At 72.0% G+C, this 11,707-nt stretch carries 10 protein-coding genes; 7 read left to right on the top strand and 3 right to left on the bottom strand.

The window, feature by feature from the left end:
• The 3 genes from ACY45C_RS10670 to ACY45C_RS10660 form a co-directional block, all read right to left on the bottom strand.
• The coding region (locus tag ACY45C_RS10670) for a serine/threonine-protein kinase (RefSeq protein ID WP_462187464.1) at positions 1-1,498 on the bottom strand (1,498 nt) is incomplete at its 3' end.
• Positions 1,499-1,894: 396 nt separating this feature from the next.
• On the bottom strand, positions 1,895-3,952 hold the full coding sequence (locus ACY45C_RS10665; RefSeq protein ID WP_462187463.1) for a DUF2142 domain-containing protein: 2,058 nt from the start codon (positions 3,950-3,952) through the stop codon (positions 1,895-1,897).
• A 436-nt stretch (positions 3,953-4,388) separates the two neighbouring features.
• The gene (locus ACY45C_RS10660; RefSeq protein ID WP_462187462.1) at positions 4,389-5,063 is read right to left on the bottom strand and encodes an acyltransferase; all 675 of its coding nucleotides are present in this window, start codon (positions 5,061-5,063) and stop codon (positions 4,389-4,391) included.
• A 214-nt stretch (positions 5,064-5,277) separates the two neighbouring features.
• Between ACY45C_RS10660 and ACY45C_RS10655 the strand changes: the two genes are divergently transcribed.
• The 7 genes from ACY45C_RS10655 to ACY45C_RS10625 all read left to right on the top strand — a co-directional run.
• Positions 5,278-6,261, top strand: coding sequence for a glycosyltransferase family 2 protein (locus ACY45C_RS10655; RefSeq protein WP_462187461.1), 984 nt, complete (start codon positions 5,278-5,280; stop codon positions 6,259-6,261).
• A 5-nt stretch (positions 6,262-6,266) separates the two neighbouring features.
• On the top strand, positions 6,267-7,490 hold the full coding sequence (locus tag ACY45C_RS10650) for a glycosyltransferase (protein WP_462187460.1): 1,224 nt from the start codon (positions 6,267-6,269) through the stop codon (positions 7,488-7,490).
• 151 nt (positions 7,491-7,641) lie between these two features.
• Positions 7,642-8,355 (top strand): class I SAM-dependent methyltransferase, encoded by a 714-nt coding sequence (locus ACY45C_RS10645; RefSeq protein WP_462187459.1) that lies wholly within the window; start codon positions 7,642-7,644, stop codon positions 8,353-8,355.
• A gap of 3 nt (positions 8,356-8,358) precedes the next feature.
• Positions 8,359-8,634: a hypothetical protein gene (locus ACY45C_RS10640; RefSeq protein WP_462187458.1), complete on the top strand. Its 276-nt coding sequence runs from the start codon at positions 8,359-8,361 to the stop codon at positions 8,632-8,634.
• A 62-nt stretch (positions 8,635-8,696) separates the two neighbouring features.
• A complete protein-coding gene (locus ACY45C_RS10635; RefSeq protein WP_462187457.1) occupies positions 8,697-10,106 on the top strand; it encodes a glycosyltransferase family 4 protein in 1,410 nt (469 codons plus the stop codon).
• 82 nt (positions 10,107-10,188) lie between these two features.
• Positions 10,189-11,319 (top strand): glycosyltransferase family 4 protein, encoded by a 1,131-nt coding sequence (locus ACY45C_RS10630; RefSeq protein WP_462187465.1) that lies wholly within the window; start codon positions 10,189-10,191, stop codon positions 11,317-11,319.
• Between the two features lie 134 nt (positions 11,320-11,453).
• Positions 11,454-11,707: glycosyltransferase family 2 protein (locus tag ACY45C_RS10625; protein WP_462187456.1), on the top strand; the 254-nt coding region annotated here is incomplete at its 3' end.

The raw sequence follows: 11,707 nt of genomic DNA, 5'->3' as shown, positions 1-11,707 counted from the left end.
GGACGAGGTTGTCGGCACCGGTCGAGGCCAGCAGGCGCCCGTCCCGGCTGATGTCCATACCGAGCGCCGACTGCGTGTGCCCGTCGAGCACCGTCGCCGTCGCGGCGGCGAAGGAGGTGCGCAGCCCGGCGCGGGCCTCCCACACCGGGCTGATGCGGTAGGCCGCCAGGGACAGCCGGGCGGCCAGGTCCGCATCAGAGCTGCGGACGGCCTCGGCGGCCAGAGCGACGCGAGCGGCCGTCTCCTCCCGGCTCGGCCGCCGGTCACTGCCGGTGGTGAGCGCGAATGGCATGAGGGCCGCGATGAGCAGGACCGCGAGGACCGGGGCGGCCAGCAGCGCGACGCGGCGCCAGTTCCACCGGCCGCGGTCCCGTGCCGACGGGTCGACGGGCGGCCCGGCGCCGACCGGCTCGCCCGAGGCAGACCCGCCCGGATCAGGGTCGACGGGCGTGAAGCCCCGGTTCGCCCTGCCTCCGGTCGCCGCTAGCCCGGTGGGTTCGTCCCCGGTCTCGTCACGACCCGCGCCGGGCGGTCCCTCCAACTCGGCCTCGGTGGGCGGATCCGATCTCTGTCCGGGCGCGGAGCGGTCCGGGTCGGTCCGTTGCGGGGGCGCGGGCATCGATGCCCCGGCACGGATGACGCGGGTCACCTCCGGGTCGGGATGCGTGGTCGGGCCCATTCCGACCAGACGCAGGAACAGTTCCTGGGCACTCGGCCGGGTGGCCGGGTCCTTGCGCATGGCCTCTTCGACGATCGGCCGCAGGGCTGGAGCGAGACCGTCGAGCAGTGGTTCGCGGTGTACAACGCGGTAGAGCTGCACCGGCGTCGGCCCGTCCCCGAAGGGGAAGGAGCCGGTGCCCGCATAGGTCACCAGGCCACCCCATGCGAAGACGTCCGCCGCCGCCGTCACCGGCTCGCCGTTGGCCTGCTCCGGGGCCATGAACGCCGGTGTACCGATCCGCTGGATCTCCTGGCTGAGCATCGTCGGGGCGTCCAGCGCCCGGGCGATGCCGAAGTCGATGACGCGGGGGCCCAAGGCTGAGAGCAGCACGTTGGACGGCTTGAGATCACGGTGTACGAGGCCGGCGCCGTGGATGGCGGTCAGCGCCGCGGCCACGCTGACCGCGACGCGCTCCAGGTCGGCCGACCGCAGTGGGCCGGCCGCGGCCACCGTCTGGGCGAGGGTGAGGCCGTCGATGTACTCGGTGATGAGGTAGGGCCGCCCGCCCGGCGGATCGACGACATCGAGTACCTCGGCGGTGCAGAAGCGGGCGACCCGGCGCGCGATGTCGGCCTCCCGGCGGAACCGGGCCCGGAACTCGGGCACCCGGGCCAGGTCAGGTCGAATGACCTTGACCGCGACGAGCCGGCCGGCGTACTCGGCGACGTCCGGCCTGCCCCGCCCGAGGAAGACGGTCCCCATCCCGCCCTCCCCGAGGCGCCCCAGCAGCGTGAACTGGCCCAGTTCGGTCGGGTCGCTGCTGTCGAGGGGCTCCATGGGCGGTGCCGTCAGACCGCTGCCGCCCACCGGGTCGAAGTCCGGCGCCGAGGGTGTCCCCCGTCCCGACCGAGCGACGGGCCCGGAGGGCGTCTCGGGCCCCAGGGGGTTCGCCCCGGAGGCGGGGCCGGGTGGAGCGGGCGATGCGGACGGGGGCGCCACCGTCCGCGCGTTGCCCGTCTCCCGCTTGCGGCGCAAGACCCCTCCCGAACCGAGATGGTTGACATCGCGGATCCTATGCGTCTCCGAATCACCATCCGAGGCCCCCGAGCTCCGATGCGCAGCGCCGCCGTGGCCGGTTGCGCCTTGTCCGAGGCTCGGGATTCAGTGTGACTCTCCGCGAATGAACGCGCACGATGGTCGGATGGTTTCCGGTTCCTTGTCGGCGATGCCGGATCAGGGGGAGTGCGGAGGCCCCGCGGCGGAGGGGCCCTGGCCGGTGGGCTCCGGGCCCGTACCGGCCGCCGGGCCCGAGCCGGTGGTGGCATCCGGCGCGGCGGCGCGCCGCGGCCGTTCCGGCGACGGCAGGTGCGACGGGTACGGCGCGAGCGGTGGAGCCGGTCGCTGTCCCGTCGATGGTGACCGTCCCTTTGACGGGGCCGGACCGCCGGTGACAAGGACCCCGATGCAGCAGGCCAGGGCCGCCACGGCGAGGACGCACACCGCGCCGGCAAGCCATTTCGGGGTGCCCTCCGACCACGGTGCCCACGCCGCCATCGCGTCCCACGCGTCGCCGAGGTCGCCGCCCTCGAGTTGCCAGAAGTGCGGAAACACCATCGAGATCGCCCAGGCCTGCAGGGTGGTCGCGCCGGCCAGGAAGAGCAGCGGCATGATCCGGGAGAGATGGCGGCCGGTCGCCGCCGCGCCCATCCCGACCCCGATCGCCAGCGACGCCAGGCCCGCATACAGGTAGCGGCCGGAGATCCCGCTGACGTGGAAGTACCTGTCGAAGTTCTTCGCGGACTGCAGGGTCATCAGGCCGAACAGCGCCCAGGTGGGCCAGAGCAGGAACAGCAGGTCCACCCGGATGCGTCCGGTCCGGGCCCGGATGAGGGCGAGGGCGAAGAAGACGATGACGACGGCGGTGCCCGTGCGCACCGGGACCGTCGTCAGGTTGACCTCGAACCATCCGAAGGATCCCCACCAGCGCAGGATCGTCCCGTTGATCAGCAGCTCGGTGTAGGCACCCCAGTCGTCGCTCAGATACTGGCCGAGGGGGAATCCCGGCGTCTCCGGTTGGAAGGTGCCGTAACGGACGATGTTGACGATCCACCACCAGCCGCCGAGCGCGATCGCCAGCGCGCCGCCGAGCAGCAGTTGGCGCCAGGGCACGCGAAGCGCGGAGGCGGGTGGTCCCGTGGGTCCGGCCTCGGCGAGCAGGAAGGGCTCCGTCTCGGTGGGGTGAGAGCCGGTTGCATGTGGGCTGGTTGTGCGGGGGCTGGTTGTGCGGGGGCTGGTTGTGCGGGGGTCGGCGGGGGGGTAAGGGGCGGCCGGGTAGGGGGCGATGGCGGCCGGTCCGGTCGCCGCCACGGCGGCCGCTGGTCCCCGCGCCCACGGAGCCCGGGCGTCGCGTCGGGCCCGGCCCCAGGCGACGAGGTAGGCCAGCGCCGCCATGGGGACCAGCATGATCGCCAGTGACTTCGTCAGAAGGGCGAGGCCGACGAAGACCCCCGTCCAGGACGCGGTGCGCAGGGAGGTGTCCCCGCGCAGCACGTAGACGATCGAGACCGTGGCCAGGCCGCTGGTCAGAACCAGCAGGTTGTCGTTGTTGACGCTGGATCCGATGTGGGTGAGCTGGGGGATCCCGAGTGGTACCAGGGCGGCACAGATCCCCGCCACCCGGCTGCCACCGCTGAGCCGGTTCGCCCCGGCCCAGGCGAGCAACGGCAACGGCGCGACCATTGCCACGCTGACCAGGCGCAGGATCCCGATGATCTCGTCCCAGCGCAGGTGGTCGCCACCGCCGGGGACGGCCTTGAGAATCATGGCGTCAACCCAGTAGTACAGCGGGGGATGCTGCACGAGCTGCTGGATGCCGCCCTTCGGCGCCGGCATCCGGTCCAACTCCTCCCAGCTGGGACGATCGTGGCGGGGGACGGCGTCGGCCGCGGTGAACGGGCCGGCTGACAGGTCGCGGGGCCGCTCCTCGGATCCGTAGGGGGCGGCCATGATCGCCCCTACGCCACCTTGCGTCACGATCGCACGGCCCGGATGCGGCCAGCCCTTGCCCTCGACGAGCCGCATCACAGCGTCCACGTGGTTCGGTTCGTCGGGCGCATGGTATTGCGGCATCATCACCGACCAGCCGGCCAGCAGCGCGGTGAAGAGCAGAGTGATCACCCAGATGGCCGCAGGGGTGGTGCGGAGAATCCCCCACGGCCGGAAGCGCGTCCCCATCGGGAACACGTCTCCGCCGGCCTTGGCGTCGGCGCGGGCCGTTGCGGTCGAATCCACAGAGTCACCCACGAGTGGCAGAGTCCCATCGGACGAAGGTGGAGTCATGCTACGGACCCCCGATTCCCCGTCGGCATCATGGGTGCCCTCCTCCAGTCAGCCCTGGTCGCGCACGGTGGTGCGGGTGCTTCCGGGCTGGTGTCCAGACCGTTGTCGCGGTGTTCCCGGACCGGCGGTGTCACAGCCTGCAACCATCATCGTGACCGCTCGAGGGCTGGTTCACCGTTATTGAATCGGGGGATCGAGGCGGATGCCTTCGGCTATCCGGATGCAAAGTCCGCCGGATAGCACGGATAGCAGGATCTGTCGAATAGCAGGATCTGTCGGATTTGGGCGAGGCGAAGATTCCGGTTTTAGGCGTGGCCGCGGAGCTGTCCGCGTGGCACGCGGACAGCTCCGCGGCCCGACGTCCGGAGCGCGCGATCCGGGCGCCGGATCAGCGCCAGGAGTCGATGTGGCCGACGATCTTCGCGGGGGATCCGGCGGCGACGGCCTTGGGCGGCACGTCCCGGGTCACCACCGAGCCCGCGGCGACGACGGCGCTCTCGCCGATCGTCACGCCCTTGAGCACGATAGCCCCCGTGCCGATCCAGGCCCGGTCCTCCAGCACGATCGGCCCGCTCATCGGCTGCTCCACGCCGTCGACGACCATCGGATGGAAGTCGTTGTCGAGTAGCTGGGTGTCCCACGAGACGTTGCAGCAGGCGCCGATCGAGACGCGTTCGCGCACGAGGATCTTGGCGAACCCGTTGATGTTCGCCCCGGGGCCGAGTTCCAGTACGCCCGAGTCGACGACGATCCGCACGCCCCGCTGCAGCGACACGACACCTTCGCAGCGCAGGCGGCCCTCGGGATGCACCCGGATGATCGAGGTGTCGCGCCGGGTCGACAGTCCGAACGCGCCGAGCCCCACCCGTAGCGCTGCGCCCTCGGCGAACTCGATGCGTTCCCGGCCTTCGATCACGGTGGGGGAACCGGTCCAGATCGGTTGCCTGTACGCGAGCGGGTAACGCAGCCCGGCCACGAACGAGCGGGCCGAGGTCTCCTGCGCCGCCCACAGCGAACGAACGTGCCGCACATACTCCCGCAGATCACTTCTGAACGCACCCACGGAGCAACAGTAGGCGCTGCCCCGGTGGCCGGGACCGCCCGGCTGTCGGCTCGCCGGGGCGGGCATGCCACTCTAGAGTCGTGCGCGAGCCCTCGACGGAGCGTGCACCATCGCCACGGACCGGCGATCGGGGCGGGAACTGACGACGTCGGGCCGCCAGGACGCCGGCCCGGGACGCCGCTGGGCCGGAACGACGACCGGGAGCCACACCGACGTGAGTGTCAGCGCCATCCACCGACCTGAACATCCGCAGGCCGGCACCCCAGTGCGGGCGGCTTCCGGGGACGGCGTCGCTGCCGCCGGTCCGGACACCCCTTACGTGACCATCGTGCTGCCCTGCTACAACGAGCAGGACCATGTGGTGCTCGAACTCGAGCGCATCACCGCCGCGATGGACGCGAGCGGTTACTCCTACGAAGTCTTGGCGATTGACGACAAGTCGACCGACAACACGCTCGCGGTGCTGCGCGAGGTGGCCCCGCGGTTCCCGTGCATGCGGGTGATGCCGTTCCGCCGCAACGGTGGTTCCGGCACGGCCCGCCGGATCGGGACCCAGGAGGCCCGCGGCAAGATCGTCGTCTGGACCGACGCCGACATGACGTACCCGAACGAGCGCATCCCGGAGTTCGTCCGTTACCTGGACGACAACCTCGACGTCGACCAGGTCGTCGGGGCGCGCCGCACCGAGGAGGGCACTCACAAGTGGGCCCGGGTGCCGGCGAAATGGTTCATCCGGATAATCGCCCAGCGGCTGTCCGGCATGAAGATTCCCGACCTCAACTCCGGGCTTCGCGCCTTCCGCCGGGACGTTTCCCTGCCCTATCTGCGGCTACTGCCCCCCGGTTTCTCCTGCGTCACCACGATCACGATGTCCTTCCTGTCGAACCAGCATCCGGTGGATTACCTCCCGATTGATTACGCAAAACGGTCCGGAACGTCGAAGTTCCATCCCTTCCGGGACGCGCGGCGTTACATCCTTCAGGTGCTGCGGATGGTGATGTACTTCGATCCGATCAAGGTTCTCATGCCGGTCGCCCTGTGGATCATGGGTTTGGGTTTTGTCAAGCTGATCGTGGACGTGATCCGCTACGACTTCCATGTGGCGACGTCGACGCTGCTGGCGATTCTGGTCGGCTTCCAGATCGTCGTGCTGGCGTTGATCGGCGATCTGGTGGCCCGCTCGCGCAGCGACACCTGACCGGCGTGCGCATCGCGATCGTCGGTCCGACCCATCCCTACAAGGGGGGGATCGCGCAGCACACCACCGAGCTTGCGCACCGGCTGTCGGCGCGGGGCCACGAGGTGGCGGTCGAGTCCTGGTCGGCGCAATACCCCGCGCGGCTCTATCCCGGCGTGCAGCGCGTCACCGAGCCCGAGATGGAGCCGTTCGAGGTCACCCGCTACCCGTTGTCGTGGCGCAGACCGGATGGGTGGATCCGGCTCGGCAGGCGCCTGCGGCGGCAGGCCGACGCGGTGATCCTGGTCGTCGTCACCCCCGTGCAGGCTCCGGCCTACCTGGGCGTCCTCGGCGCACTGCGGGCCCCGGGGCTGCGGGCCCGGGGGCTGCGCGGCCGGGGCACGGGTTCCGGGCGAGCGGGTTCCGGAGGCGCGGGTCCCACGGTCGTGGCACTCTGCCACAACGTCCTGCCGCACGAGCGCCGGGCCGTGGACGAACCGCTGACCAGTGCGGTGCTGCGCCGGTCGTCGGCTGTTCTCGTCCACACGCCGGCCCAGGCGGAGCTCGCCGCGTGCCTCACCCCTGCTCCGGTCCTGGTGGCCGAGATGGCCACGCACCTGTGGTCCTCGCGTCTGCCGTCCTCGGGTCCGTCCTCCTCGGGTCTGCCGTCCTCGCCGCCCGGGCCGGTGGCCGGCCGCGGTGGGCCATCCGCCGACGTCACCCGGCGCAATCTGCTGTTCTTCGGGCTGGTGCGGCCGTACAAGGGACTGGACGTCCTGCTGCGGGCGTTGGCCCGCGGGCCGGCGGACGTTCGTCTCACCGTCGCCGGCGAGTTCTGGGGCGGGACGGGGGAGACCGCCCGGCTGGTCGAGGAGCTCGGCCTGGCCACCCGGGTGGACCTGCGGTCGGGCTATGTCGACGCGGCGGAGGTGCCCGCGCTGTTTGCCGGTGCCGACGCCCTGGTGCTTCCCTACCGGGCCGGAACGGCGTCGCAGAACGTCGATCTCGCGCACCTGCACGGCGTGCCGGTCGTGGCGACCACGATGGGAACACTCGCCACCACGGTCCGCGACGGCGTGGACGGTCTACTCGTGCCGCCCGACGACGCGGAGGCGCTGGCGGTGGCGCTGCGGCGGCTCTACGAGCCCGGCGTGCTCGCCGGGCTGCGCTCGAAGGTCATACCGCCGGACATCGACGGGGCGTGGGAGCGTTACCTTGATGTGACGTTGGGCGCGCTTGGGCACACCTGAGCCGTGGCGTATGCGCGAGTCACGGCCCATCCATGGGTCACGGCCCATCCCTGGATCGTGGACCACGCGTGAATCGTGGACTCGGAAGGCGGACTGGAATGAGCAAGGCTGACCGGATGGGCCGGGCTGACCGGATGGGCGGGGCCGACCTGTGAGCCCGGTGCGGGACGACGCCCTCGCCTTCGTGGGCCATCAGGTACATGTCATGCGTCGCCGGGAGGTCGGCACCCTGCTGTCGTGGGCGGGGGAACTGGCCGGGCGCACCCTGCTCGATGTGGCCGGCGGTGACGGCTACTGGGCCGGCCAGGCCGTCCGTCGCGGGGCTCGGGCGGTGTGCCTCGACCTCGCCCGGCACAAGCTGCAGTTCGGTCGCCGGCTGCGCGGGCATCCCGGGCTCGTCGAGGGGGACGCCTTGGCACTGCCGTTCGCCGCGGCCACGTTCGACGTCGTCATGTCGGTCTGCGCCATCGAGCACTTCGACGATGGGCCGGCCGCGCTTGCCGAGATGGCGCGGGTGCTGCGTCCGGGTGGCGACCTGGTGATGTCTGCCGACGCCCTCACCCGGGCGGCGTCCTGGCCGGATCTGTTCGACCGGCACCGCGAGTGCTACCACGTCAGGCACACCTATTCCGGCGACCATCTCGCCAAGCTGCTCGACGATGTCGGGCTCGAGGTCATTCGGCAGACGTACATGTTCCGCAGCGAACGCGCCGAGCGGCTCTACCTGACCTTGTCCGCCAAGGGCGGCAGGACGGGATGGAACGCCGCGGCCGTGCTCTCGCCGGCCGTCGCCCTGTCGGACCGGCGGGCTCCCGACACCGCGGGCAGCGTCGTACTCACCCACGCCCGCAAACGGGAGGGCTGAACGATGGCGTCCGCCGGCCGGTCGGCACGCCCGGGCCCCGGCCGTGAACCGCGCCGGCAGCCGGAGCACGGGCCGCGGACGGGCCCGCCGCCGCCCCCCACCTCCCTGCGTAACCAGCGCATCCTCGCCGTCGTCCTGACCGTGCTGCTGTTCGGGCTGATCGTGGCCGGGATGGGTGCCGGGTTCGCGCTCTTCGGCCATCGGGGCTGGGGATACCTGGTCGGCGGGATCTCCTGCGCCGTGATGGCACTCGCGGCCCTGCGCGCCTGCGGCCGCTGACCCCGCCGGCCCACCGGCCCCGGCTGTCCGGGAATGGAGGAGGCAGGGGCAGACTGTGACCCGTGCGTGTGGGTTTCCTTGTCGAGCAGCTGCTCGCGCCGGTTCCTGGCGGGACCGGGCGCTACTCCGCCGAGCTCGCGGCGGCGCTCGCCCGCACCGCCGCCCCCGAGGACCGGGTGACCGGGTGGTGTGCCGGGCGCCGGGAGGTCGGTCCGGCCGTGTTGCCCGGCGTCTTCGGTCCGTTCCGACTTGGTCTGCCTCGCCGCGCACTCGCCGTGGCCTGGGCGTGTGGCGTGGGCCCGGCTCCGACAGGGGTGGACGTCATTCACGCTCCGACCCTGCTGGTGCCACCCGCGGGTGGCACCCGGGGGTTCGTGACCGGTTCGGTGGCGGACGCCCTGCGCGGCCTCGACGACCGGACCGGTTCTCGGACCGGGTCCCGGCGCGGGCGACGGTCCGGTGACTCCCGGCGTTCTCCGGATTATCGGCGCTCTCCGGGTTATGTGGACTCATCTCCACCTTCCGGACTTTCCGGCGCGCCGCCCCGTCCGTCGCTGGCTTCCTGGGCCTCCGGAACCGTCGCGCCGGCCCTGGGTGATGCCCTGGACCGGCGCCGGCCGCGCCCGAAGCTCGTCGTGACGATCCACGACGCCGTTCCCTGGACGCATCCCGAGACCCTGACCCCGCACGGGGTCCGGTGGCACCGGCTGATGGGCGAACGGGCCGCACGCCACGCCGACGCGATCGTCGTGCCGACGCTCGCGGTGGCGGCCGAGATCGCCCGGCATCTGCCGATCCCCGAAGACCGCCTGCACGCGATCGGGGAGGGAGTCGCCGACGCCGTGGTCCGGGTTCCGCCCGATGCCGACGCCCGCGCCGCGCGGATGGGGCTACCCCCTCCAGGGCGTTATCTACTCACCCTCGGCACGCTCGAACCCCGTAAGGGCCTCGACACCGCGCTCGCGGCGCTGCGACGACCGGGCGATCCGGGCCTGCCGTTGGTCCACGTCGGCGCGACCGGCTGGGGTGGGCTGGACGTGCGCGCGGCGGCGGCCAGGCACGGTCTGGGCGCGGACCGGGTGCGCACCCTTGGGCGGCTCAGTGACGAGGATCTCGCCGTGGTCCTGTCCCGTGCGGGCGTACTGCTCGCGCCGAGCCGGTCGGAGGGCTTCGGGCTGCCGGTCGTCGAGGCGATGGCGCACGGTGTGCCGGTCATCGTCTCGGATGCCCCCGCGCTGGTCGAGGTCGGTGGGGGCGCCGCCGTGGTAGTCGGGGTGGACGACCCGGCCGCGCTGGGCGCCGCGGTGGCGAAGGTCATGGGCGATCCGGGCCTGCGGGGGCGGCTGTCGGAGTCTGGACGCCTTCGTGCCCGGTCATTTACCTGGAAAGGGGCAGCACTGGCGACGTGGGCGCTCTACCGTCGAGTCAGCGGTTCCCCCGCCGTGTCCGTCGCCGACGACGGGCGGGCGTAGTGTTGCCCCCGTTGAGAAGCAAGCGGTCACCGTGAAGCAAGCGACCACCCCGTCGCGGGTGGCGCGTCAGGGAGGGAGCGCCGTGGGACCCCGGGTGCTCGTCGACGCCACTTCGGTCCCGGCCGACCGTGGTGGCGTGGGGCGTTATGTCGACGGGTTGGTCGCGGCGCTGGGCACGACCGGCGCGGACATGGCGCTCGTCTGCCAACGGTCGGATGAGGAACGCTACAGCCGGATGGCTCCACACGCCACCGTTCTGTCCGGGCCGGCGGCCATCGCCCACCGGCCCGCGCGGTTGGCCTGGGAACAGACCGGGCTGCCACTGGTCGCCGAACAGGTGAATGCCGATGTCATCCATTCACCGCACTACACGATGCCGTTGCGGGCGCACCAGCCCGTGTGCGTGACGATTCACGACGTCACCTTCTTCACCGAGCCCGACATGCACACCGCGGTGAAGGGCACGTTCTTCCGGTCCGCGATGCGCACCGCGGTGCGCCGGGCGGTCCGGATCATCGTCCCCTCGAAGGCCACCCGGGACGAGCTGGTGCGGGTGCTCGACGGGGAGCCGACGACCACCGACGTCGCCTACCACGGCGTCGACACGTCGACCTTCCATCCGCCGACCGAGGAGGACAAGCGGCGGGTGCGCCGCCGGCTCGGGCTTGGCGACTCGCGCTACGTCGCGTTCCTCGGGATGCTGGAGCCGCGCAAGAACGTGCCGAACCTCATCCGGGGCTGGGCCGAGGCGGTGCACTGGCGGGACGAGCCGCCCGCGCTCGTCCTGGCCGGCGGCTCCGGCTGGGACGACGACGTCGATGCCGCCGTCGCCTCGGTGCCGAGCCACCTGCGGGTGATCCGGCCGGGTTATCTGCGCTTCTCCGACCTGCCGGGCTATCTGGGAGGTTCGTCACTGGTGGCGTATCCCTCGCACGGTGAGGGCTTCGGGCTGCCGGTGCTGGAGGCGATGGCCTGCGGCGCCCCGGTTCTCACCACGCCGCGCCTGTCGCTGCCGGAAGTCGGCGGCGATGCCGTCGCCTACACCCAGCCGGACGCCGGCTCGATCGCCCGGGAGATGGGCGCCCTGCTCGATGACGCCGAGCGGCGCAGGCAGCTCGGTCAGGCCGGTCTCGCCCGGGCCCGGGAGTTCACCTGGGCGGCCAGCGCCGAGGCGCATCTCGCGAGCTACGCGCGGGCGGTCGCCGAGCGCTGAGGCGCCCGTCGGCCCGGCCCCGGGGCGAGGAACGCCGCAAAGGGCGCGCTACGGTCTCCTCGGTGCAAGGTGCCGTGCGTCGTCACGGGAACGTGTCGGGCGACCAGCGGTGGGCGAGAACGGGCGGGCGAGACATGGGTGTGGATCCGGAGATCCGGGTTGTCGTCGTGACCTTCCGGTCCGGGGAGGTGATCGGCGCCTTCCTCGACTCGCTGGCGAAGGCGACCACGCGGCCCTACGAGGTCGTCGTGGTGGACAACTCGCCGCACCTCGACGAGGGCACGAGGGCGGCCGCCGAGCGGGCCGAGGTGCGCCTGGCGCGCCCGGGTCGCAACCTCGGCTACGGCACCGCGGTCAACCGTGGTGCCGCCGGAGCCCGCGGGCCCTG

It is taken from the genome of Frankia sp. CcWB2, assembly GCF_977927585.1.
Note: the sequence above shows the minus strand (reverse complement) of the source record. Positions and strands in the feature narration are given on the sequence as shown.

What these genes read in the sequence shown, in the direction of transcription:
- ACY45C_RS10640 (WP_462187458.1), top strand. Translation starts at nt 8,359, where the DNA reads ATGGCGTCCGCCGGCCGGTCGGCACGCCCGGGCCCCGGCCGTGAACCG.